Annotated in this window: 20 protein-coding genes; 11 read left to right on the forward strand and 9 right to left on the reverse strand. The window is 61.7% G+C overall.

Annotated features, from left to right (window positions below; genetic code table 11):
• The first annotated feature begins 102 nt into the window (after nucleotides 1–102).
• From sfsA to radC, 3 genes are all read left to right on the forward strand, one after another.
• Nucleotides 103–831, forward strand: coding sequence for a DNA/RNA nuclease SfsA (sfsA, locus tag KUL25_RS16495; RefSeq protein WP_257893918.1), 729 nt, complete (start codon nucleotides 103–105; stop codon nucleotides 829–831).
• 75 nt (nucleotides 832–906) lie between these two features.
• Nucleotides 907–1,716 (forward strand): type I methionyl aminopeptidase, encoded by an 810-nt coding sequence (map, locus tag KUL25_RS16500; RefSeq protein WP_257893919.1) that lies wholly within the window; start codon nucleotides 907–909, stop codon nucleotides 1,714–1,716.
• A gap of 193 nt (nucleotides 1,717–1,909) precedes the next feature.
• Nucleotides 1,910–2,683: a RadC family protein gene (radC, locus tag KUL25_RS16505; RefSeq protein ID WP_068360110.1), complete on the forward strand. Its 774-nt coding sequence runs from the start codon at nucleotides 1,910–1,912 to the stop codon at nucleotides 2,681–2,683.
• 99 nt (nucleotides 2,684–2,782) lie between these two features.
• Here radC and KUL25_RS16510 read toward each other — a convergent pair whose 3' ends face one another.
• The 4 genes from KUL25_RS16510 to secA form a co-directional block, all read right to left on the reverse strand.
• Nucleotides 2,783–4,333: a phosphate ABC transporter substrate-binding/OmpA family protein gene (locus tag KUL25_RS16510; RefSeq protein ID WP_257893920.1), complete on the reverse strand. Its 1,551-nt coding sequence runs from the start codon at nucleotides 4,331–4,333 to the stop codon at nucleotides 2,783–2,785.
• Between the two features lie 24 nt (nucleotides 4,334–4,357).
• Nucleotides 4,358–5,359, reverse strand: a complete 1,002-nt coding sequence (locus KUL25_RS16515; RefSeq protein WP_257893921.1) for a hypothetical protein — start codon at nucleotides 5,357–5,359, stop codon at nucleotides 4,358–4,360.
• Between the two features lie 106 nt (nucleotides 5,360–5,465).
• Nucleotides 5,466–6,527, reverse strand: coding sequence for a hypothetical protein (locus KUL25_RS16520; RefSeq protein WP_257893922.1), 1,062 nt, complete (start codon nucleotides 6,525–6,527; stop codon nucleotides 5,466–5,468).
• Between the two features lie 157 nt (nucleotides 6,528–6,684).
• Entirely contained in the window at nucleotides 6,685–9,381 is a 2,697-nt protein-coding gene (secA, locus tag KUL25_RS16525) for a preprotein translocase subunit SecA (protein WP_257893923.1), read from the reverse strand.
• A 238-nt stretch (nucleotides 9,382–9,619) separates the two neighbouring features.
• Here secA and KUL25_RS16530 point away from each other — a divergent pair, with 238 nt between their 5' ends.
• The 4 genes from KUL25_RS16530 (at nucleotide 9,620) to KUL25_RS16545 (ending at nucleotide 12,400) form a co-directional block, all read left to right on the forward strand.
• Nucleotides 9,620–10,471, forward strand: coding sequence for a peptidylprolyl isomerase (locus KUL25_RS16530; RefSeq protein ID WP_257893924.1), 852 nt, complete (start codon nucleotides 9,620–9,622; stop codon nucleotides 10,469–10,471).
• Nucleotides 10,472–10,494: 23 nt separating this feature from the next.
• On the forward strand, nucleotides 10,495–11,742 hold the full coding sequence (gene argJ / locus KUL25_RS16535; protein WP_427854448.1) for a bifunctional glutamate N-acetyltransferase/amino-acid acetyltransferase ArgJ: 1,248 nt from the start codon (nucleotides 10,495–10,497) through the stop codon (nucleotides 11,740–11,742).
• Nucleotides 11,739–12,137, forward strand: a complete 399-nt coding sequence (gene mutT / locus KUL25_RS16540; protein ID WP_257893926.1) for an 8-oxo-dGTP diphosphatase MutT — start codon at nucleotides 11,739–11,741, stop codon at nucleotides 12,135–12,137. The genes argJ and mutT overlap by 4 nt, the downstream gene beginning before the upstream one ends.
• Before the next feature lie 122 nt (nucleotides 12,138–12,259).
• The gene (locus KUL25_RS16545; protein ID WP_201178937.1) at nucleotides 12,260–12,400 is read left to right on the forward strand and encodes a hypothetical protein; all 141 of its coding nucleotides are present in this window, start codon (nucleotides 12,260–12,262) and stop codon (nucleotides 12,398–12,400) included.
• 78 nt (nucleotides 12,401–12,478) lie between these two features.
• Here the strand turns inward: KUL25_RS16545 and hemH are convergent, their stop codons facing one another.
• Together hemH and KUL25_RS16555 are read right to left on the reverse strand one after the other, a co-directional pair.
• A complete protein-coding gene (hemH, locus tag KUL25_RS16550; RefSeq protein ID WP_257893927.1) occupies nucleotides 12,479–13,531 on the reverse strand; it encodes a ferrochelatase in 1,053 nt (350 codons plus the stop codon).
• 32 nt (nucleotides 13,532–13,563) lie between these two features.
• A complete protein-coding gene (locus tag KUL25_RS16555) occupies nucleotides 13,564–14,247 on the reverse strand; it encodes a methyltransferase domain-containing protein (RefSeq protein ID WP_345791001.1) in 684 nt (227 codons plus the stop codon).
• 264 nt (nucleotides 14,248–14,511) lie between these two features.
• On the opposite strand from KUL25_RS16555, the gene KUL25_RS16560 reads away from it, so the two are divergent.
• The 3 genes from KUL25_RS16560 to KUL25_RS16570 are packed head-to-tail and all read left to right on the forward strand — an operon-like array spanning nucleotide 14,512 to nucleotide 16,036.
• Nucleotides 14,512–15,240: a ComF family protein gene (locus KUL25_RS16560; protein ID WP_257893929.1), complete on the forward strand. Its 729-nt coding sequence runs from the start codon at nucleotides 14,512–14,514 to the stop codon at nucleotides 15,238–15,240.
• Between the two features lie 34 nt (nucleotides 15,241–15,274).
• On the forward strand, nucleotides 15,275–15,535 hold the full coding sequence (grxC, locus tag KUL25_RS16565) for a glutaredoxin 3 (RefSeq protein WP_257893930.1): 261 nt from the start codon (nucleotides 15,275–15,277) through the stop codon (nucleotides 15,533–15,535).
• Nucleotides 15,536–15,592: 57 nt separating this feature from the next.
• Nucleotides 15,593–16,036 (forward strand): MarR family winged helix-turn-helix transcriptional regulator, encoded by a 444-nt coding sequence (locus tag KUL25_RS16570; protein ID WP_068360133.1) that lies wholly within the window; start codon nucleotides 15,593–15,595, stop codon nucleotides 16,034–16,036.
• Here KUL25_RS16570 and ubiG read toward each other — a convergent pair.
• Nucleotides 16,033–16,830, reverse strand: a complete 798-nt coding sequence (gene ubiG, locus KUL25_RS16575; RefSeq protein ID WP_257893931.1) for a bifunctional 2-polyprenyl-6-hydroxyphenol methylase/3-demethylubiquinol 3-O-methyltransferase UbiG — start codon at nucleotides 16,828–16,830, stop codon at nucleotides 16,033–16,035. The two genes, KUL25_RS16570 and ubiG, sit on opposite strands and share 4 nt — an antisense overlap.
• 68 nt (nucleotides 16,831–16,898) lie before the next feature.
• On the opposite strand from ubiG, the gene pip reads away from it, so the two are divergent.
• Nucleotides 16,899–17,888, forward strand: coding sequence for a prolyl aminopeptidase (pip, locus tag KUL25_RS16580; protein WP_257893932.1), 990 nt, complete (start codon nucleotides 16,899–16,901; stop codon nucleotides 17,886–17,888).
• An 80-nt stretch (nucleotides 17,889–17,968) separates the two neighbouring features.
• Here pip and KUL25_RS16585 read toward each other — a convergent pair whose 3' ends face one another.
• The gene (locus tag KUL25_RS16585) at nucleotides 17,969–20,905 is read right to left on the reverse strand and encodes an error-prone DNA polymerase (protein ID WP_257893933.1); all 2,937 of its coding nucleotides are present in this window, start codon (nucleotides 20,903–20,905) and stop codon (nucleotides 17,969–17,971) included.
• A gap of 175 nt (nucleotides 20,906–21,080) precedes the next feature.
• On the reverse strand, nucleotides 21,081–22,319 hold the full coding sequence (locus KUL25_RS16590; RefSeq protein WP_257893934.1) for a Coenzyme F420 hydrogenase/dehydrogenase, beta subunit C-terminal domain: 1,239 nt from the start codon (nucleotides 22,317–22,319) through the stop codon (nucleotides 21,081–21,083).
• Nucleotides 22,320–22,515: the final 196 nt, after the last annotated feature.

The raw sequence follows: 22,515 nt of genomic DNA on the forward strand, positions 1-22,515 counted from the left end.
ACCACCCTTCGGGCCGCTTGAGGGCGGATTCTATGCCCTGCCGCCCTTCGGTTATCCAAGGGCGGGTTGGACAGTGCTTTGCAACGGTATAGGTCCCCCCCCATGCGCTTTCCAACCCCCCTCGTCCCCGCCCATCTTCTGCGTCGCTACAAGCGCTTCCTTTCCGATGTGGTGCTGGATGACGGGCGCGAGGTCACCGCCCATTGCCCCAACCCCGGTGCCATGCTGGGCCTGAAGGACGACGGCGCCCGGGTCTGGCTGCTGCCCAATGATGACCCGAAGAAGAAGCTGAAATACGGCTGGCGGCTGGTAGAGCTTCCCGACGGCCACTTCGCGGGCATCGACGCGGGATTGCCGAATACATTGGTGAAAGAAGCCCTGGCCGAGGGGCGGATCGAGGCGCTGCGCGGCTATTCCAGCATCCGGCCCGAGCAGAAATACGGCGACGAAAACAGCCGCATCGATTTCCTGCTGTCGGATCCGGGTCGCCCCGATGCCTTCGTGGAGGTCAAGAATTGCCACCTGCGGCGCGACGACGACTGGGCCGAGTTCCCCGATTGCGTGACCGAGCGTGGCGCGAAGCACCTGCGGGAACTGACGAAAATCGCCCAATCCGGTAGCCGCGCCGTCATGCTGTATGTCGTGCAGCGCACCGATTGCACCCGCTTCCGCCTCGCCCCTGATCTTGACCCGGCCTATGCGCGGGCGTTCGATGCCGCCCGCGACGCAGGGGTCGAGGTGCTGTGCCACGGCACCGACATCACCCCCGATGGGATCACGCTAACGGGCCCGCTGCCCGTTGACCCGAACCCGCAATCCCCCGCGCCCTGACGTCACATCACCGTCACTGGAAATCTTCCCATCAAAGGCGTAAATTAGCCTCAACATCTGCCTCGGAGGTCCGTTTTGGACGATTTTACTGGCCGCCTGACAAAGGACGGCATCCGCATTCACCAAGCTGTCGACTTCGCGGGTATGCACCGGGCGGGGGCGCTGGCGGCCGACATTCTGGACCGCATTGCGCCTTTGGTCGTGCCAGGCGTGACCACGGGGGCGCTCGACGCGCAGATCGAGGCTTGGGTGCTGGAGGCCGGCGCGACCTCTGCCACCATTGGCTATCGCGGCTACAAGCATGCCAGTTGCATCAGCATCAACCATGTCGTTTGCCACGGCATCCCGTCCGACAAGAAGCTGAAGGACGGCGATATCGTCAATATCGACGTGACGGTCGTTGTGGACGGCTGGTTCGGCGATACATCTCGGATGTTCGTGGCAGGCAATTTGCCACGCAAGGCCGAGCGCCTGATCCAGGTGACCCATGATGCGCTGTTCAAGGGCATCGAAGTGGTGCAACCCGGCAAGACTTTCGGAGATATCGGCCACGCGATCCAGTCATTCGTGGAAAGCAAGCGCATGTCCGTTGTGCGTGACTTCTGCGGCCATGGGTTGGGGCAGGTTTTCCATTCCCCGCCCAATGTGCTGCACTATGGACGCCCCGGCACCGGCCCGGTGCTGGAGGAAGGCATGTTCTTCACGATCGAACCGATGGTGAACCTCGGTCGTCCTGAAACCAAGGTCCTCTCCGACGACTGGACTGCGGTGACCCGTGACAAGTCGCTGTCGGCGCAGTTCGAGCATTCGATCGGGGTGACAGCGGACGGGTTCGAGATCTTCACGCTGTCGCCAACGGGCCGTTTCCACCCGACCTACGGGTAAACCGTATCCCGATCAGCCCGAAAGCATGATGGCCATCGCCTTTATCGATTTGGCGCGGGTGTAAGCCGTAGGTGGGGACACGCTGGCCCCGTCGATTACCAGGTGTGTGGTGTCGGAGTGGGAATATCTGGACCTTTCCGAGTAGGCGGCGCTGTCAACGTTTCGTTAACCGATTTGCGGCAGGCTGCTGGCCATGTCAGATCAACCCACCTTTTCATTTGATGAAGCCTCGCCCAAGTTTCTCCAGGCCATGCCTGTTGCGCCGCGAAAGGCCGCAGGCCCGTCCAAGGGGGCAGAGGCGCATCGCCTCAAACACCGCGACCGCCTGCGCGCGCGCTTTACCGAGGGTGGTGCCGATGCCGTGCCGGACTACGAGTTGCTGGAAATGATCCTTTATGGCGCGATCCTGCGCGGGGATACCAAGCCGCTGGCGAAACGGCTGATTGCGCACTTCGGGGACCTCAACCGCGTCCTCGCGGCCCCCAAAGCGCGCCTGAAAGAGGTGGACGGCGTTGGTGACAAAGTCATCTTTCAGCTCAAACTGATCGAGGCCACCGGCCACCGCATGGCCCGCGCCAAGGTGATGCAAAAACCCATTCTGTCGTCTTGGGATGCGCTGCTGGACTATTGCCAAACCGCCATGGCGCATCGTGATCTGGAACAGTTTCGCGTCCTTTACCTGGACCGCAAGAACGTCCTCGTTGCCGATGAGGCGCAAGCCGACGGCACCGTTGATCACGTCCCCGTCTACCCGCGTGAGGTTGTGAAACGCGCGCTTGAACTGAATGCCACCGCGCTCATCCTTGTCCACAACCACCCCTCTGGCGATCCCACACCGAGTGAGGCCGATGTACAAATGACCTTCGCCATTCGCGATGCAGCCGAGGTTTTCAACATCGCCATCCACGACCACCTCGTGATCGGCAAGGCCCGTGAACTCAGCTTCCGGGCAGAAGGTTACCTCTAACCCCCTCTTTCCCTTTCATCTTGCGAGAAAAACTCTGGGGGGTCCGGGGGCTAGCCCCCCGGCTCGGCGCGCGGCGCCTTTGGCGCCGCGCGCAATCCCTCAATCCACCCACACCTCGACGCGCCGGTTTACCGCGCGTCCCCAGTCGGTGTCGTCACAGGCCATCGGCATCGCTTCCCCGAACCCAACCGAGGTCATTTCGACCCGGTCCGCCCTGGCCACGCCCGCAGCCAGCACAGCGTCCAACACCACGCCCGCGCGGCGCAGGGATAGCCGCGCATTCATCGTGGAAGACCCGTCACTGTCCGAGAATCCGGCGAAAATCAGCTGCTGCCCGTCGAACGTGCCGCGTTCGATCGCGGCCGCCAGGCGGCTGACCGAGGTGCGGGACTGGATGTCCAACCCAGCCCCGCCGGGGTTGAACCGCAGGGTCGTGGACAACCGCTCGGCGCTGCCCAAGACTTCCACGACGTGCTGCAACTCGGCCAAATCCACGTCTTCCCCCGCCGCGCGGATCGCGTTGCTCAACCGCTCTCCCTGCAAGGCCAGCGGCGTGCTGGTCAGAAGTTGGTTCACGAAGCCTGCCTCGCCGACAATGCGCTCGGCCTCTTCCGTTTCCGTGAACGCAAGGAACTGACGCACCAACAGCGGCAACCGGCGGGGCGCAAGGTACATGTAGACGGGGGCGGTCAGGGGGTAATCCTCGGCCTTCACCGCTTCCAGGGTGGCGCTCAACGGGTAGCCGCAGGTCCCGACCAGCGGCAAGGCATGCGCCGCCCCCGCCCCGGACCGTGCGGTGATCCCCACGGCATAGGCATCGCGAGCGACGGCCTGGGCCAGGCTTTCAGCGCCTTCATGGCGCGTGATCTGGGCGCTCAAACCCGCCTCGGACGGAAGCAATACCCGTGTCGCAAAGGCTTGTGACAGGCCGAAACCCGGCGCCAAGGCGTGGAGGGAAATCGGCGCATCGGGTCCACCCAGATCCTGCCAATTCGTCACATCACCCGAAAACAGACGCGCCAAATCCGGCAGCGACAGCGCGTCAATCGGGTTCTCGGGTGAGACGACAGGCACCAGCGCATCCAGCGCCAAAACGCGCACGCGGTCATCCAGCGGCGGGTCATCGGGGCTTGCGGCCTCGGAGGCGACGATTTCAGCGACGGAGGGTTCGCGCAGGGCCAAGGCGATGTCGGCCTCTCCGTTCAACAGTGCAAGGAATCCGTCGTCGGTGCTTCCCGGCGTGATCGCGAAGCGCGCCGCAGGCGATCCGTCGGCGCGGCGCAAGATGTAGACCGGGCCTTCCGGTCCGGTTTCAACGTCCAAGGCCATGCCTTGTGCCGACGCAAAGGCGGCCAGCAGATCCGGCAGCAGCCCCGCGGCTACGGTCGCGGCGCCGGCGATGCGGGTCTCGGCCACGAAGGTCGCCAGATCCGGGCACCCCGGCCCGGCACAGGACACACCCTCTGCCGAGACTGTCAGGGGGCCATAGACCGTATCCAATCGGTAAAACGCCCCATCATACGAGATCAGGTTGCCCTCCAGCTCGACCGTCCCGTCGAGTGAGCGCAATTCCACGTCCTGCGCGGCCGCAGCGCCCATGACGCATGAAAAAAGGGCGGCCCCAAGGACCGCCCCGATGTGTTTCGACATGGCGAAACCCCGACGACGTTGGCCTCAATTCGAGGCGAGTCTCAAGTCGTCCAGCAGGTTTTGCAAGACCAGAACGTCACCCACGGCGTCGCAAGACGGTACGGTGAACATCAAGTCGGTCACATCGACCGGCCCGCCGCCTTCCACCCGCAGCGTCCAGGCCAGCACCTCCTGGGTGCAATTGGTCTGCGTCACGGGCGCGTCGATGGACAGACGGACGCTGTCGCCCTCGCGCAGGGTGGCGCGGGGCAGGGTATAGATCTGGGCGAAGCTTTCGCCGGTATCAAGCATGGTCAGGAACCCACCGCTGCCCTCAATCGCGGCCTCCGGCGTTGCCGGGGCCTCTTGCCAGACGTGGCCGTGGTCACCAAAGGCGGCGCCGAATTCCATCGCGTGCAATTCCAAGCCCATATCGCCCTGCCAATTGAGGCCGATGCGATCGAACTCATAAAGGTCGGGCGTACCGACCAGCACCGTTTCCTCTACGCCATCGGCGAAGGCGACAGAGAAGAAGGCAGGCGTTTCGAACGCCGGAATGTCGAGGGTCAGCAAACCAACCGCGTCGGTTGCGGATGCGATCTGAAGGCCGGAATGGTTAATCGTGACCTCGGCGCCAACGCGACACGGGGCCATCACATCCAGCGCCACCATGGCGGCGGGCATTGCCGTTGCGGTGACGGTGATGTCACAGGGCAATCCAAGAGGGCTCAACTCGGTCGTTTCGGTCATTGGCGCCGTCGGAGCAGAGGCAGGACCATCGAAAGCAGCCGGAACAACCGTTGCTTGCGTGGCCAAAGACTGCTCGGCCAAGGGCACGATGATGTTGTTTTCCTCAACAATCGGCAACATCAGCGTCATCGACCCCGTGGGGCGGGACGACGAAGCCAGGGTCTGTTCTTGTGTCAACTCGGTGCCGGTCTGCGCCGACGCGATGCTGGGAATCCAGCCCGACTGCATGGCGAACAAAGCGCCGCCAACGATCAATGTGCTGCCTGCGGCTGCACGGATGACGAGAGAATTTAGCATAGCACGATCACTCCACCTCGATGGTTTGGAGGTGGGTATCGTTCATGAGTTAGGCGTGATTGTGCCGCAAATGGAAGGAATCCGGGGCGATTTCCCTCCACTGTTCTCAGTTTTGCCGCAAAGGCGCCGGTTTCGTCTCGGGGGCGCCGCCAGCCGCCGTGCCTGCGTTAAGTCGATCGAGGAAAGCGTTACACTTGTCCATGTTTTCCCTGTTGATCGAGAGCCTGTCGATGGGAAGTTCATACTCTTTATATGGAACAAAGCGGTCCAGACGCTGATGCATGAACAAATTCCAGGATGATACTCCAAGCCAGCGGGTGATCCTTTTAAAGGCGCGCTTTGGGAACTGAAGGATCTGATCCCTGCGCGACAGGTTCTTGTATTGAAGCGGGAGGGGGGCGTCACTCCAATCGCCAAAGCCTGTGAGTAGTTTCTCATACCGCAAGTCGCTGCTGCCGAAGGTCTTTAGCCCCAGCGCGTTCGAGAACTTCTCCCGCCAGAACGTCAGTTTCATTGCACCGCTGGAGTAGCTCCTGTTTTTCCTTGGTGCGCGCTCAAGCGCTACTGCCAGCTTTCGTTTCTCGGCATCGTCCAGATCTATAATGCCGTCCAGGAAGTCAAACTTTCCGATATTCTTCATATCTACGCAAACAACGCGTGCGAAGCGGCTAGTGTAGAAGCCTACCAGGTCATCATAGTTCAAATAGTCGGTGCAATAATAATCAAGCTTGAACTCAGACCGAAGTCTTTTGCAGTCGTGATAGGTTTTCTTATCAACAAAAAAGTATTCAGGTCGAACGACATTTCCCCCCTGAACATACTGTTGATACACAGACCTGATAAAGGAATAGGATTCTCTGAACGTGATCAGAATGATTGTATCACGCCCAAAGGTGCGCAGATTTTCTTCCGCTGCAACCTCCCAGATCGCGGGATCCCAACCGGCAAGCGCTTCGTTGGAGATAAAATTGTTCCCCCGAGCAAGCAATTCTCGCTGAGCTTGCTGCTCTGCATCGCTAAGGTCTATCAGCGTCCGTTTCAAAGAAAGATTCTTCAATACTGGGTTGTTGTATTCAAACCCTTTAAGTTTGCACAGCAATGGAAATACGATCAATTGTAACGTTGTCGTCGCTGTTTTTCCCAATCCGATATGAACGATATTAGGCAACAGATGCTCATTCCTTGATTGATAAATTGCATCTCGCGCCGAAAATAGTCGCAGGGTGCAATTCTGGTCATTCCGTATGTGAAGCTGTCACATTGGGAAATGCGATTGTCCTGCCGCGTTCTGCGGACCAAGCGCATCCAGCCAAGGTCCTTGCCTGTTAGGCAAGCCGACCGTGGCAGTGCTTGAACTTCTTGCCAGACCCGCAGGGGCAGTCGTCATTGCGGCCCGGGTTGCCCCAGGTGCTGGGATCGTCTTCGACAAACCCCGGCTTGGCGTTCACGAAGGCGGCGGCCTCCGCATCACCTGCCGTCGTGGCACCCGCTGCGGCCTGCTGTTGGCGTAGCTGGGCCATCAGCTGTTCCTGTTGTTCAGGCGTGAGGGGTTGGATGCGGGCGAGCTTTTCGGTCACATCGGCGCGCAAACCGTCAAGCATCGACCCGAACAGTTGGAAGCCCTCGGTCTTGTACTCGTTGAGCGGGTCCCGCTGGGCATAGCCTCGGAAGCCGACGACCGATCGCAGATGCTCCAGCGTCAGCAGATGCTCTTGCCACTTCTGGTCGATGGTTTGCAGCAACACCTGCTTTTCGATGCTGCGCATCTGCTCGGGTCCGAACTTCGCGGCCTTGGAGGCCATGTATTCGTCTGCCGCACGCTCCAGCCGTTCCACCGCGACCTCTTGGTCAACGCCGTCTTCATCGGCCCAGGTCTCGATCGGCAGATCGACCCCCAGCATCTTCTGCGCAGATTCCTTCAGGCCGAGGACGTCCCACTGATCGGCGTAGGACTTGGGGGGCATGTAGGTGTCGACCATATCTTCGATCACCTGATCGCGCATGTCTTTTGCAACCTCGGCGATGTCCTCGGCACCCATGATGTCACGGCGCTGGCCAAAGACGACCTTCCGCTGATCGTTCATCACATCGTCGAATTTCAGCAATTGCTTGCGGATGTCGAAGTTGCGCCCCTCGACCTTCGCCTGCGCGCGTTCCAGCGACTTGTTCACCCAAGGGTGCACGATCGCCTCGCCTTCCTTCATGCCAAGCGTGTTGAGCATCTTGTCCAACCGCTCCGACCCGAAGATACGCATCAGGTCGTCTTCAAGGCTCAGAAAGAACGACGACTTGCCGGGGTCACCCTGACGGCCGGAACGGCCGCGCAATTGGTTGTCGATCCGGCGGCTCTCGTGCCGCTCGGTGGCCAGAACATAAAGCCCGCCCGCGTCTTTCACGGCCTGCTCGGCGGTGGCGTGCTCAACCTCCATGCGGTTGCGGATTTCCTCGGGATCGGCGTCGGGATCGGCGGCAATGGCTTCCATGATCTGGAATTCCAGGTTGCCGCCCAGTTTGATGTCGGTGCCGCGTCCGGCCATGTTGGTGGCGATTGTGATTGCCCCCAACTTGCCCGCATCGGCCACGATCTGCGCTTCCTGTTCGTGCTGGCGCGCGTTGAGGATGTTGTGCGGCAGGCCCGCCCTGGTCAGCAGCTGCCCCAGCATCTCGGATTTCTCAATCGATGTGGTGCCGACAAGAACAGGCTGGCCTTTGGCGTGGGCTTCCTTGATCGTCTCGACGATGGCGGCGTATTTTTCGGCACCCGTGCGGTAGACGGCGTCATCGTCGTCGATCCGCGCGATTTCGCGGTTGGTCGGGATCTCGACCACGCCCAAACCGTAGATATCGGCGAATTCCTCGGCCTCGGTCGTCGCCGTGCCGGTCATGCCGCTGAGCGTGCCGTAAAGGCGGAAGTAGTTCTGGAACGTCACCGAGGCGAGGGTCACGTTCTCGGGCTGGATCTTGCAGCCCTCCTTCGCCTCGATCGCCTGGTGCAAACCCTCGGACATGCGGCGGCCGGGCATCATGCGGCCGGTGAATTCGTCGACCAGCACGACCTCACCATCGCGGACGATGTATTCCTTGTCCTTGGTGAAAACCTTGTGGGCCCGCAGCGCGTTGGTGACGTGGTGGACGATGGTCGTCGATTCGGGATCATAAAGCGACTGGCCCTCGGGCAGGATACCCTCTGCGTGCAGGATCTCTTCGAGGAAGTCGTTGCCTTCGTCGGTGAAGGTCGCCTGCCGGGTCTTTTCGTCCAGCGTATAGTGATCGTCCTGCACAAGCGGGATGATCTTGTCGATGGAAAGATACAGATCACTGCGGTCCTGCGTCGGGCCCGAGATGATCAGCGGTGTCCGCGCCTCGTCGATAAGGATCGAGTCCACCTCGTCCACAATCGCGAAATTGTGACCGCGCTGGGCCATCTCCGCGATCGATCCGCGCATGTTGTCGCGCAGGTAGTCGAAGCCCAATTCGTTGTTGGTGGCATAGGTGACATCGCAGGCGTAGGCCTGCCGCTTCTCGGCATCGGGCTGACGCGGGTAGACGACACCCGTGGTCATGCCCAGCGCGGTGAACACCTTGCCCATCCACTCGCTGTCGCGCTTGGCGAGGTAGTCGTTGACGGTGACGACGTGGACACCTTCGCCCGTCAGCGCATTGAGGTAGGCGGGGAAGGTCGCGACAAGCGTCTTGCCTTCACCGGTCTTCATCTCGGCGATATTGCCGCGATGCAGGAACAAACCGCCAATCAACTGAACGTCGAAGGCGCGCAGGCCAAGGGCGCGCTTGGCGGCTTCGCGACAGTTGGCAAAGGCTTCCGGCAGCAGGTCATCCAGGCTTTCGCCGTTCAGGGCTCGGTTGCGCAGCTGGCCCGTCTTGGCAACGATGCCTGCGTCGTCCAGTGCCTCGAACTCGGGCTCAAAGGCGTTGATCTTGTCGATGATCGGACGGACGCTTTTCACCAGTCGGTCGTTTGGCGATCCAAACACCTTCTTCGCAATCGATCCCAGTCCGAGCATAGTCAATAACCTCTATCACGGCCTCTGAGGCGGGCCGTTGCCATCTGAACAATTCGTGTGGGTCCTCGGGTTGTTCGCCCTCGCGCGGCAGACTAACTATTGCGCCAACGGTCGATACCCGGGGTCTTGTAACCCGTAAGCGAGATAAGGGGCGGCCTGATGATAGTCAACGTAAGGCGATCCTGCCTGTAGGGCCTACCTTCAGGAAGTTTCGCGCCACACAAAGGAATTTCACCCGATGAAGAAGCTTTTAGCCTCGGTCAGCCTTGTTGCGGCCCTCTCGGCCCCGTCTTTCGGCCCCGCCTTCGCTCAGGACGAGACAAGCGGCGACACCGTTCTGGCCACCGTGAATGGCAATGAAATCACCGTCGGTCACCTGATCGCCATGCGTCAGATGTTGCCGCCCGAGTACCAGCAGTTGCCCGACGAAGTGCTGTTCGACGGCATGTTGGAGCAATTGATCCAGCAGCAGGTCCTCGCGGATGAAGCCGAGGGCAACGTGACCCGCTCGATGGAGCTGGGGCTTGAGAATGAGCGTCGCGCCTTCCTTGCCGCCATGTACATGGACGACGTCGCCATGGCCGATCTGGACGAGGCAGAACTGCAAGCCGCCTATGACGAAACCTATGGCGCGGTGGAGCCGACGATCGAATACAACGCGGCTCACATCCTTCTGGAAGGTCAGGAAGATGCCGAGAACATGTTGACCGAGCTGGAAGCAGGTGCCGATTTCGCGGAACTGGCGGCCGAGCATTCCATCGGCCCCTCGGGTCCGAACGGCGGCGCGCTGGGGTGGTTCACCGAAGGCATGATGGTGCCCGAGTTCGAGGCCGCCGTGATGGCGCTTGAAGCCGGTGAGGTATCGTCCCCCGTGCAGACGCAGTTTGGTTGGCACGTCGTTCTGTTGAACGAGACCCGCGAACAGGCCGCCCCTGCGCTTGAGGACGTCCGGGCCGAGTTGGAAGAAAGCATCCGCCGCGCCCGCGTTGATGCGCGTCTGGCAGAGCTGACCGCAGAGGCGGAGATCGAACGCGCCGAGGTAGAGATTGACCCCGCCATGATCCGCGACCTAGACCTGATTGCGCAATAACGCACGCGATGGGAGAGACGACTGTGACCGACACCACAAAGGGCGGCAAAGCCGTCTCTCCGCTGGCGCCTGCCAGCTTTCCAACGCTTCCTGCAATCGACGGTGTCCGCTTTGCGGCGGGCGCTGTTGGCATCAAGTACCAAGACCGTGTCGATGTGATGCTGGCCCATGTGGCGGCAGAATCGACGATTGCGGGGGTATTCACCCGCTCGGCCACCCGCTCGGCCGCCGTGCTGGACTGTCAGGCGAAGCTGGCCCGCCTGTCGGGGGAAGAGGGTTTCGCGATTGTCGTGAATTCGGGTAATTCCAACACCTTCACCGGCAAACGCGGCGTCACCGATGTGGACCTGATCGCCCAGGCTGCGGCTGACGCGCTTGGTTTGCCGCCCTCCCGCGTTTTCACTTCCTCCACCGGGGTGATCGGAGAGCCCTTGCCGGCCCAGAAGATCACCGCCGCTTTGCCCGAACTGGCGCGGATGCTGGACGTCGCCGGGGCCGAGCCCGCCGCGCGGGCGATCATGACGACGGATACCTTTCCCAAGGGGGCCGTGGCCCATGTGGACGTGGACGGTACGCCCGTGAAGATCATGGGATTCGCCAAAGGCTCTGGCATGATCGCGCCGGATATGGCGACGATGCTGGGGTACATCTTTACCGATGCCGCCATCGCACCCGACGCGCTGCAACAGATGCTGTCGACCTGTAACATCGCCAGTTTCAACGCAGTGACGGTGGACAGTGACACCTCGACCTCTGACACTGTTCTGATTGCCGCCACCGGGCGGGCCGGGAATCCCCTTATCACCGCACCCCATGCCGCGTTCCAGGCGGCGCTGCTGGACGTCATGCAAGACCTCGCGCACCAGATCGTGCGGGACGGTGAAGGCGCAACGAAGTTCGTCGAAGTTCGCGTCTCGGGTGCCGAGACGGAGGCCGACGCCGACCGTGTCGCACGTGCCATCGCTAATTCGCCGCTGGTGAAAACCGCGATTGCGGGTGAGGATCCGAACTGGGGTCGCATTGTCATGGCCGTCGGGAAATCCGGGGCTGTGGCCGACCGGGACCGGCTGACGATCCGTTTCGGTGATATCCTTGTGGCCGAGAACGGCTGGCGCGCCGAAAGCTACACCGAGGACGCAGGCGCTACCTACATGAAGCAGGCAGAGCTGTTGATCGACGTGGATCTCGGCCTTGGCGATGGGGCGGCGACCGTGTGGACTTGCGACCTCACCCACGGGTACATCCAGATCAACGCGGACTATCGATCTTGAGTGTTCTTCTGGTCTCGGCTGTTGCGCTGATCGACGCTGAAGGGCGCATCCTACTGGCCCAACGCCCCGAGGGGAAATCCATGGCGGGCCTGTGGGAGTTTCCCGGTGGCAAGGTCGAACAGGGTGAGACGCCCGAACAGGCCTTGATCCGGGAACTACAGGAAGAACTTGGGATCGACACGTGGGCGTCGTGCCTTGCGCCGCTGACCTTCGCCAGCCATGCCTACGAGAAATTTCACCTTCTCATGCCGCTTTTTGCGTGTCGCAAGTGGGACGGCATACCTCAGTCGCGGGAAGGACAGACCCTCAAGTGGGTGCGCGCGGCTGCCTTGCGTGACTACCCCATGCCGCCCGCCGATATCCCGCTGATCCCCATCCTTCGGGATTGGCTGTAATCGCCTACTTGTGCTCTATGCGAAAAAAAAATGCAAAAAGTTGCGGATTGTGTCGATTTTCTCAGTGATTTGTTAACTTTTTTGGTTAACAGTGGGGCATCAGCATCTGGGGGGATCAGACTGTGTTGACGACCGTTGTGATTGGGACCTGTGTGTCCATTCAAGGAAACTTCGTGAAACGCCTGTCCAATGGCCTTGTCACGGTGCGCGTGGGTGAACAGCTTTTCACGGGTCGTCCCGTGTCACAGGCGCAGGCCGCCTGAGATCACCGAAGATACTGACTTCAAGAAAAAAGCGGGCCTTTTGGCCCGCTTCTTCTGTGTCTGATCCGTACAATCGGTCTAGCCGATCCACCCCCGCAGGTTGTCATCCACCACGGTCGCCAGCGCCTGCATATGCGCGTCGTCATCGTTGAGGCAGGGGATATAGGTGAAGCTTTCGCCGCCCGCTTCCTCGAAGCTTTCCCGAATCTCTTCGTTGATTTCTTCCAACGTCTCGATGCAATCCGCAGAAAACGCAGGCGCGCAGATGGCGATGCGCTTCTTGCCCTGCTCGGCCAGCCTTGCGACCTCTTCGACGGTATAGGGCTGCAACCATTCCTCGGGTCCGAACTTCGACTGGAAGGTCGTGACAATCTGCGTGTCGTCCCAGCCCAGACGCTCCTTCAACAGGCGCGAGGTCTTCTGACACTGGCAGTGGTAAGGATCACCCTCCATCAGGTATCGCTTCGGCACGCCGTGGTAGCTGGTGACCAGCAGGTCAGGCTTCACGTCCATCTCGGCATAGGCACGTTCGATCGATTGGGCGAGCGCGTCGATATACAGGGGGTTGGCGAAGTAGGGCTCTACCGTGCGCACCTGCGGCTGCCATTTGATGTTCTCCAAGCTGCGAAAGAACTGGTCACAGGCCGTGGCCGATGTCGCGCCCGCGTATTGCGGATACAGCGGGAAAAACAGGATCTTGGTGCAGCCTTGGGCCACCAGTTCATCCACCTTCGACTTGGTGGAGGGGTTGCCGTATCGCATGCAGTAATCGACCACGACATCGTCGCCATAGCGTTCCGCCATCAGCGCCTTCATCTTCGCGGTCTGTTCTTTCGTGATCGTCGCCAAAGGCGATTCGCCAGCCTCGTGGTTCCAGATCGACTTGTATGCCGCGCCCGAGCTGAACGGGCGCTTCGTCAGGATCACCAGCTGCAACAGCGGCTGCCAGATCCACGGGCTGTAGTCGATGACTCGCTTGTCGGACAGGAACTCGTTCAGATAGCGGCGCATGGACCAGTAGTCGTAATTGTCCGGCGTGCCGAGGTTGGCAAGCAAGACGCCCACCTTTCCCATCTTCACCCGAGGGTGATCGGCGGGGGCATGGGTGAGGGCTGGCGCGTCTGTGTTCATCAAAGCTGGCGCATCTCCGGCTGGCATCATGTTCATTTTTGGTTCGAGCTTCCATCTTTTGGGAGGTCATGGACCGGATTGGTCCCCTCGTCAAATGTCGCACCCAGAGGTGCGCTTGCAGAATGTTCAGTCACGTTCAGCGCCGTCGCCAAACGAGAGGTTGCAGCGCCGGGCCGCAGCGGTTGCTGCTGGCTGTCATGTGGCGCCCATCCTGTAAGGAATACGAACTCGAAGCTCGCTTGGATGCGATTTTCTTCTGCCGGGAAGGAATTAGCGTAGATCGCGGCGGCTGTCGGGAAAAACGCACGGGGGGCAATGGCCTTGTGTCGGCCCGCCAAGGCGTTGGTTTCCCCCATCGCGCGCAGGTCTTTCATCAGGGCAATCGCATCGCTGTAAGTCACCGTTTTTCTAAGTGTATCTGCCACCGGAAGCGCAAGTCCGGCGCGCTGCAACAGTGCCCCCATATCGCGGACCTCCGCCATCGGGGCGACGCGGGGCGACAAGCCGCCCATAACCTGCGTCTCGGCCTGCGCAAGGGCCTGGCGCAACTCTGTCAGGGTGCTGCCCCCGAAGGCGGCAGACAGGAAAAGACCGTCGGGTTGCAGCGCGCGGGCGCATTGCACGACCTGTCCCACCGGGTCATCAGCCCAATGCAGGCCCATGGCGTGAACGACAAGATCATAGGCCCCCACTTCCAAGTCCAAGGTCTCCGTCATCGGAACAATTTGAGCGTCTGGAAGAAAATCGCACCAAATTTTCGGAAAATCGGTCACAATTAACGTGCGCGTAAACGTTCTGTTAATATCCTCGAGTCTTTCCTGCAATTCAGCCATCGCTTCATCGTGAAGGAATCGCGCATCTGCAATGCGCGGCATCGCGCGGGTACGATGGGCGGCAAGCGCGGTGGCATCTGTCAGGCGTGGCTGTGGCAAGGTGAGGCTCTGTGCAGTGGTTTGCTGCGCGGTATCTAGGGGACCGTCATGAGATTGCAAACCATGCTGCATGCGGTGTTTCCGCCGGAATGCCTCAGTTGCAGCGGGCGTGTGGAAAGTGCGTTTGCGATTTGTGGGACGTGTTGGGCCGATACGCCGTTTATCCTTGGGGCCGCTTGTGACCTCTGTGGCACAGGTCTGCCCGGTCAAACGGCGGCTGACGGAGAGGCCTTGATTTGCGGCGAATGCCAGCGCGTTCCCCGCGCCTGGGATCACGCGCGCGCAGTGTTCGCCTACGAAGGTGTCGGGCGAAAGCTGGTGCTGGCGCTCAAGCACGGCGATCGTACCGATATCGCGCGCGCGGCGGGCCCCTGGATGGCCCGCGCGGCGGCGGATCTACTGGAGGATTCGCCGCTGCTGGTGCCAGTCCCGCTGCATTGGACCCGCCTTGCCCGGCGGCGCTTCAACCAGGCGGCGCTTCTGGCATGGTCCCTCGCACGGCATTGTGATGCGGAGGTCGAGCCGATGGCCCTGTTGCGTCTGCGCCCGACGCCCTCGCAAGAAGGACGGTCACGGGACGCACGGTATCAGAACGTGGATGAGGCAATCATTCCCCATCCCCGCAAAGGCCACACGATGGAGGGACGCAATGTGATCCTGATCGACGACGTGATGACCTCTGGCGCGACCCTTGCGATCGCGACCGAGGCCTGTCGACAGGCCGGTGCCAAAAATGTGTCCGTTTTGGCTCTGGCGCGTGTGGGGGACGATATCTAGGTTGGGCGAAATTCGAACCGCCTAGGATACCGAAATGGCCAATGTCACGCTCTACACCTCGCCGCTTTGCGGTTTTTGCCACGCTGCCAAACGGCTGTTGACCGATAAGGGCGTCAGCTACGCCGAGATCGATGTCGCGCGCGACCCCTCCAAGCGGCAAGAAATGATGAGCCGCGCCAACGGCGGCCATACAGTGCCGCAGATCTTCATCGGGGATACCCACGTGGGCGGTTACGATGACATGGCCGCGCTGGAGCGGAGCGGAAAGCTGGATCCCTTGCTCGCGGCGGAGTGACCCAAGAGGCAGATTTTCCCTTGCGTAATGCCGCACTGCGGCGCTTTACTCCGCCCCATGTCCAAGCATGATGATCCCCTGTCCGTTGCGCTGTTCAGCGAGGTCTTCATGATTGACCAGCTGGCGCGGGCCCGTCTGTCGAAGGCATTGCCCAAAGGTATGGAACTAAGCCACTTTTCCGTGCTCAATCACCTTGTGGCCTCTGCCGATGAGAAGACCCCGGCCCAGCTTGCCCGCGCCTTCCATCTGACACGGGGGGCGATGACGAACACGCTCAACAAGCTGGAGTGGGCAGGCCACATTCATGTGCGTCCCGATTGGGACGACGCACGGCGCAAGCTGATCTCGATCAGCCCGGCGGGGCGGCGCGCCCGTGAGGCGGCGATTTCCGCGATCGTGCCGATTCTGACGGAGGCGGTGGCCGAGATCGGCCCTGCCAAGGTCCGCGATACGCTGCCGCTACTCCGCGAGGTGCGGCGCAAGCTTGAAGACGAGGGCTAGGCCCGCTTCACCGAGGCCGTCACGTAATTCACGCTCAGGTCCCGCGCACTGATGCCCCAGGTCCAGAGGACGGGGTTGAAGACGAACCCCTTGCGGTCCACGGGGTCGAGGCCCGCGTTGCGGATCAGGTCGTACAGCTCATCGGGCGTGATGAACTTGGACCATTCATGGGTGCCCTTGGGAAGCCAGCGCATCACGTGTTCGGCTCCGATGATCGCCATCAGGAAGCTTTTTGGGTTTCGGTTGAGGGTCGAACAGACCATCAGCCCACCCGGTTTGAGAAGCTGTTGGCAGGCAGTCAGATAGCCGAGGGGATCGGCCACATGCTCCACGACCTCCATGTTCAGGACGACGTCGAACTGCTCTCCAGCCTCTGCCATCGCCTCGGCGGTGGTGTGGCGATAGTCGATCTCCAGTCCCGACTGTGCAGCATGGACCTGCGCCACGGGGATGTTGCGCTCGGCTGCATCGGCGCCGACCACGTCGGCACCCAACCGCGCCATGGGCTCGGCGAGCAAGCCGCCACCACAGCCGATATCGAGGATGCGCAGCCCTGCGAAGGGGGACTCTGCCGTCAGGTCACGCCCGAACTCTGCCGCGATCTGGCTGGTGATGTAGTCCAGCCGCGTCGGGTTGAGCATGTGCAGCGGCTTGAACTTGCCCTCAAGGTCCCACCACTCAGCGGCCATTGCTTCGAATTTCGCGACTTCTCCGGCGTCGACAGTGTTGACGCCTCCGGCGCTGGGGGTGTTGACGCCTCCGGCCTCGGGGGTGTTCACGGGTGCGGCTGTCATGGACATCCTCTCAATCTCTTGGCACTTTGATCATGCGGCATCGTCGCCACGCTCTATATAGGACGGGCATGGATAAGTTCTCGGGCCAAAAGCGCGCAATCTCGCATTTGTTTCCGCCGATCGACCCCTTCGATCAGCGCATTCTAGAGGTGGGCGACGGGCACCACGTTTACGTGGAGCAATGCGGCAATCCCCGCGGCGCGCCCGTGGTGGTATTGCATGGCGGGCCAGGCGGCGGCTGTAGCCCTGCGATGCGGCGTTATTTCGATCCCGAGGTCTGGCGCGTCATCCTGTTCGATCAACGGGGGTGCGGGCGGTCCCGCCCCCATGCCGCGACCCACGCCAACACGACGTGGCATCTTGTGGCGGATATCGAGCGGATAAGGCACACGCTGGGGATCGAGCGGTGGGCGGTCTTCGGTGGTTCCTGGGGCGCGACCCTGGGCCTCGTTTATGCCGAGACGCACCCTGACGCGGTGGCGTTCCTGTCGCTGCGGGGCGTGTTCCTTGCGATGCAGAGAGAGCTGGATTGGTTTTACGGCGGCGGGGCGGGCCAGTTCTGGCCCGACCAATGGCAGCGGTTCGTGAACCTCGTGCCAGAGGAGGAGCGCGGTGATTTGATCGCGGCCTATAATCGCCGCCTGTTCTCGGGTGATCTGATGCTGGAGACGCGCTTCGCGCGGGCTTGGGCGTCGTGGGAGAATGCGCTGGCCTCCATGGACAGCGACGGGCACGGGGGTGAAAGCCCGGCCGATTACGCGCGTGCCTTCGCGCGGCTGGAAAACCATTACTTCGCCAACAAGGGCTTTCTGGAGGAAGACGGCCAGATCTTGCGCGACGTGCACCGGATTGCCCATATTCCGGGGATGATCGTACAGGGACGCTATGACATGATCTGCCCGCCGATCTCAGCTCATACCTTGGCGTCTAACTGGCCTGGGGGGCGGCTGCACATGGTGCGCGGCGCGGGCCATGCCCTCAGCGAGACCGGTATCAGCCAAGAACTTGTTCGGGTGATGCGGGCCGTTGGTGAGAAGCGCTCTAAATACGGATTGTGAGCGGGACAAGGCCCTTGCAAGGGCCTTAACAGCTTTTTGCAAAAAGCTGGTGCGCGCCTTTTGGGCGCGCCAAAAGCCTTTCAAGGCTTTTGCAAATCTCTTGAAAGAGATTTCGCGCCCGGCGTAGGCGGTGTGAGCAATCTTGGGTCGATCTCTGGACTAAGCCGGTCTCGGATCAGCGCCAGGGGGTGGGACCGTAACGTCAGGCGGAGAGAGATGTAATCCTCCACCACGTTCTCCCCCTCCGTCATTTGGGGCAAATGCACCGACGGCTCCATGATCCCCTCGCCGTCCAGATCCCCCCTGAACAGCGGCAGCTCTTTTTTTGGCGCCAGCGCGCGGGCGGCCCAAAGGGCATCGCGCCGCGCAATGCCGAGGGATGCGAAGGCATCCGCCTCGGCCAGGGTCGCCAGGATCGCCGCGTTCACCCCGGCCCTCCGCCAGACATCTTCCACGGACGTATACCCGTTGCCCCGCGCGGCGGTGAGCCAATCAGCCTCCTCCTCACGGATGCTCTTGATCTGTCGGAACCCGAGGCGAAGGACGAGGTCCCCTTTCTCCGTCCGTTCCATGATGTTGTCCCAGCCGGAGTGGTTGATACAGACTGGCCGCACTTCCACACCATGCTCGCGCGCGTCCCGCACGATCTGTGCGGGCGCGTAGAAGCCCATGGGCTGGGAGTTCAGCAGCGCGCAGGCGAAGATGCCGGGGTGGTGGCGTTTGATCCAGCTCGAGGCATAGACCAGCAGGGCGAAAGAGGCGGCATGGGATTCGGGGAAGCCGTAGGCGCCAAATCCTTCGATTTGGCTGAAGCAGCGCTGGGCGAAATCGTCGTCATAGCCGTTGTCGCGCATGCCACGCAGGAAGCGGGTGCGCATCTCGCTGACGTTCCCATGCTTTTTGAACGTCGCCAGCGCGCGACGCAGGCGATCGGCTTCCTCGGGCGAGAAGCCCGCGCCGGTAATGGCGATCTGCATCGCCTGTTCCTGGAACAGCGGCACGCCGAGGGTCTTGCCGAGGACGCGACCCAAGGCGTCGGAGGGAAAGCTGACCGCTTCCTCTCCGTTCCTGCGCCGGATGAATGGATGCACCATGTCGCCTTGTATCGGGCCGGGGCGGATGATGGCGACCTGGATCACCAGATCATAGAAGCAACGCGGCCGCATCCGGGGCAGGAAGTTCATCTGGGCGCGGCTTTCCACCTGGAACACACCAAGACTGTCGGCGTTGCACAGCATGTCGTAGACCGCCGGGTCCTCGGGCGGCAGGGTGGCCAGCGTGTAGTTGGTCTGATGGTGGGTTTTCAACAAGTCGAACGCCTTGCGGATGCAGGTCAGCATCCCCAGTGCCAGCACATCGACCTTCAGGATCCCCAGCGCGTCAATATCGTCCTTGTCCCAACAGATGACGGTGCGGTCATCCATGGAGGCGTTCTCGATCGGGACCAACTCATCCAGCCGCCCTTCGGTAATCACGAAGCCACCGACGTGTTGGCTGAGGTGGCGAGGGAATCCGATAATCTCTTCGATAAGCTTGATGGTCTTGGCGAGGCGCGGGCTTTTCGGATCAAGGCCAATCTCGCGCATCCGCTCCATCTCGGGGCCGGTCTTGGACCAACTGCCCCAGATCTGCGACGACAGGGCCGAGAGGATGTCTTCGCTCAATCCCATGGCGCGGCCCACCTCGCGCACCGCCCGTTTGCCCCGGTAGTGGATCACGGTCGCACAAAGACCCGCGCGGTGGCGGCCGTAGCGCTCGTAGATATGCTGGATCACCTCCTCGCGGCGCTCGTGCTCGAAATCGACGTCGATGTCCGGCGGCTCATTGCGGGCTTCGGACACGAACCGCTCGAACACCATGGTGCCGATCTCGGGCGACACGGAGGTGACGCCCAAGGCGTAACAGGTGATGGAATTGGCCGCAGAGCCCCGTCCTTGGCATAGGATCCCACGGGAGCGGGCGAAAGCGACGATGTCGTTGACGGTCAGGAAATAGGGCTCGTAGCCCAGTTTGGCGATCAGGGTGAGTTCGTGGTTCAGCTGTCGTGTGGCGCGGTCCGGCACGCCTTGGGGATAGCGCCACCTCAGGCCCTCCAGCGCCAAGCGACGCAGGCGGTCGGCGGCGGTTTCATCCTCGGTGATTTCGGAAGGGTACTCATAGCGCAAGCTGGCGATGTCGAACTGGCAGCGCTCGGCGATTTCCGCGCTGCGCGCGACGGCCTCCTCGAGGCCTTTGAAGATGCGCTGCATCTCGGCCTCTCCTCGCAGCCGTTGCTCGGCATTGGCTTGGGCCGAGGTCCCGAGGTCTTCGACCTTGATGCCGGTGCGAATGCAGGTGAGCACATCCGTCAGGCGACGCCGGGAGCCGTGGTGCATGAGAGGGCGGGCAGAGGCCACGGTTTGCAGGTTCAGGGTGTCGGCAAGGCGGGTGTGGGCTTTGAGCCGAGCCGCGTCCTGGCCGTCGTAGTGAGGTTGCAGGCAGAGAAAAGGAGAGAGGGGCGTGAGGCGTTCGGCGGCCGTGAGCCATCCTTTCGTGAGGCGTTGCGGCGCGTGAAGAAGGAGTGTGAGGCCTTCGTGCCGGGCGAGCAGGTCGTCAAGATGGAGGGTGCAGGCACCTTTTTGGGCGCGCAGACGTCCGGTTGAAAGCAGGCGACAGAGCGTGGCCCACCCCGTGCGGTTCTGCGGTAGGGCGGTGATGTGAAGACCCTCGGTGAAGACAAGCCGGGACGCGGGGAGGAGGCGCGGGACATGGTCGATATTTGCCCGTGGCGGGTCAGGAAGGTGGGCGGGTTTCGGAGGGCCGATGGGATCACTGGCAGCGGCCTTTGCGTCCTCGATCTCGGCTTGGATCTTTTGCAGCTCGGACCAGGCGCGGACGATGCCGGCGACGGAGTTTTCATCGGCGATGGCGATGGCGTCGATGCCGAGAAGGGCCGCACGGCGCGCGTAGTCCTCGGGGTGGGAGCCGCCCGTGAGAAAGGTGAAGTTGGTGGTGATGGAGAGCTCTGCGAATCCCATGGGTGTATTTGTTCACACTTTGTTCCAATTTGGGAGTCGGGTTTTGAGGGATTTCGCCGCGCTTGCGCCGCGGCGACCAACCGGGGGCCAGCCCCCGGACCCCCGGAGTTTTTCTGGCAAGATGAAAGGAGGAGCGTTTCACGAATTGATATACCATTGATATACCTGCGGCGGGTCAGTCAGGCGTTTTGCGTTCGTCTTGCGACGGCGTCAGGCCGTAGCGTTCGGCCACGTTCCAGACGTGATCGGGCACCATGTTCTTGATCCGCGCCGGATGGGTGCGACGGAGGTGGAGGATGGTCTCGATCGCCTTCATCTCGACCCGGGCGCGGGCGAATTCCAGTCCACGGGGGCCGATGCGCGGTTGCAGGAAAGACACGAGGGGGCGCAGCCAATCGGGCATGGAGCGGAGGGGAAGGCCCCCGGCGGCGCGCTCGGTATTGGAGAGGAAGCCTTTGACGGCGCCCTCGCGTTTACCTTTGTCCGTCAGGGGGCTATAGGTGATCTTGGGGCGAAGCGCGGCAAGCATCTCGGCGCCGCGCGCATTGCGGGTGATGACCCATTGGTCGCCATCGCCGCCCATGTAACCCACCGTGATGTCGGCCAATCGGTTCGTGTAATCGACGCAGGTCTTGCAGGTGAGAGGGAAGAAATCCGGGCTGAGCTTGGAGATCGGCAGCTTCAGGAACGGCACCACCCGGGGGGCGCGGCCATCATCGAACCGGAGCTCGACCTTATAGTCGGCGCGGAATTCAAGGTAGCTGATCGATTGCGGCGCATCGTCCAACAAGCTGAGAAAATGGTGAAAATTCTCGGTCGTCGTGTTGTCGGAGCAGGGCGTGCCGATGACATACAAACGCTCCAGTCCAAGGTCCTGTTCGATCTGGCGCAGCGCGTAGACCTGACAGGGAATGCCGATGATGGCGATGCGCTTGTGGCCCGCTTCCATGGCGGGTTCCAGCGCGGCCAACGTTGGCGCATAGCCCATGCGCATGCCGCGACATTGGGCCATGTCTTCGGCGTTGGTGACGATGACGGGCAGGGGTTTCCAGCGGTCGGATGGATCCGGGGCCACGGCGAGGACGGCGGTAACAGCGCCCGACCGCAACAGGTCCGCGGCGAGTTCCGTGGTGATGCCGGTCCACTGCGCGCCGTCGGCCGGCACGGTCAGGCGCGCACGTTGCATCGCGGTTGTGACGCCGAAGAAGGCCTCTTCCCCCAAGGCGGGATCAGCCATGCGGCCATGAACGCGGGTTTCGGAGGCGGGGTAATCCGGCGCGATGAACTGGCAGGCCTTGCCACAGGCCTTGCCGTCGTCCATGCGGCTTATGCCGCAATCAGTACAGAGGCCGAGGCGCGGCGCACCAGACAGAGCGGGCGCATAAACATCTGATTTTAAGTTATCTTTTGGCATGGACGGCTTTCGGTTTGCCAAGGGATACTCAGGCGCGGAGGCTGAAATGTCAATCAAAGTTGACAGATTGGCGCTGGCCTTTGATGGGGGCTTCCCTATGACACGCAAGGTATCGCAAATGTCATTTTCCGCAGCCCCTCATGTCGGTTAAGAGTTGCCGTTCCCGTCTGATGGGACATTTTAAGTTGAGATCCTT

Origin of the sequence: Gymnodinialimonas phycosphaerae (genome assembly GCF_019195455.1) — a bacterium.
GTDB classification, from domain to species: Bacteria; Pseudomonadota; Alphaproteobacteria; order Rhodobacterales; family Rhodobacteraceae; genus Gymnodinialimonas; species Gymnodinialimonas phycosphaerae.

Bases quoted from the DNA above. Each gene is read 5' to 3' on its own strand.
- sfsA (WP_257893918.1), top strand. From the start codon at position 103: ATGCGCTTTCCAACCCCCCTCGTCCCCGCCCATCTTCTGCGTCGCTAC.
- radC (WP_068360110.1), top strand. From the start codon at position 1,910: ATGTCAGATCAACCCACCTTTTCATTTGATGAAGCCTCGCCCAAGTTT.
- KUL25_RS16510 (WP_257893920.1), bottom strand. From the start codon at position 4,333: ATGTCGAAACACATCGGGGCGGTCCTTGGGGCCGCCCTTTTTTCATGC.
- KUL25_RS16515 (WP_257893921.1), bottom strand. From the start codon at position 5,359: ATGCTAAATTCTCTCGTCATCCGTGCAGCCGCAGGCAGCACATTGATC.
- secA (WP_257893923.1), bottom strand. From the start codon at position 9,381: ATGCTCGGACTGGGATCGATTGCGAAGAAGGTGTTTGGATCGCCAAAC.
- KUL25_RS16530 (WP_257893924.1), top strand. From the start codon at position 9,620: ATGAAGAAGCTTTTAGCCTCGGTCAGCCTTGTTGCGGCCCTCTCGGCC.
- hemH (WP_257893927.1), bottom strand. From the start codon at position 13,531: ATGAACACAGACGCGCCAGCCCTCACCCATGCCCCCGCCGATCACCCT.
- KUL25_RS16555 (WP_345791001.1), bottom strand. From the start codon at position 14,247: ATGACGGAGACCTTGGACTTGGAAGTGGGGGCCTATGATCTTGTCGTT.
- KUL25_RS16560 (WP_257893929.1), top strand. From the start codon at position 14,512: ATGAGATTGCAAACCATGCTGCATGCGGTGTTTCCGCCGGAATGCCTC.
- grxC (WP_257893930.1), top strand. From the start codon at position 15,275: ATGGCCAATGTCACGCTCTACACCTCGCCGCTTTGCGGTTTTTGCCAC.
- KUL25_RS16570 (WP_068360133.1), top strand. From the start codon at position 15,593: ATGTCCAAGCATGATGATCCCCTGTCCGTTGCGCTGTTCAGCGAGGTC.
- ubiG (WP_257893931.1), bottom strand. From the start codon at position 16,830: ATGACAGCCGCACCCGTGAACACCCCCGAGGCCGGAGGCGTCAACACC.
- pip (WP_257893932.1), top strand. From the start codon at position 16,899: ATGGATAAGTTCTCGGGCCAAAAGCGCGCAATCTCGCATTTGTTTCCG.
- KUL25_RS16585 (WP_257893933.1), bottom strand. From the start codon at position 20,905: ATGGGATTCGCAGAGCTCTCCATCACCACCAACTTCACCTTTCTCACG.
- KUL25_RS16590 (WP_257893934.1), bottom strand. From the start codon at position 22,319: ATGCCAAAAGATAACTTAAAATCAGATGTTTATGCGCCCGCTCTGTCT.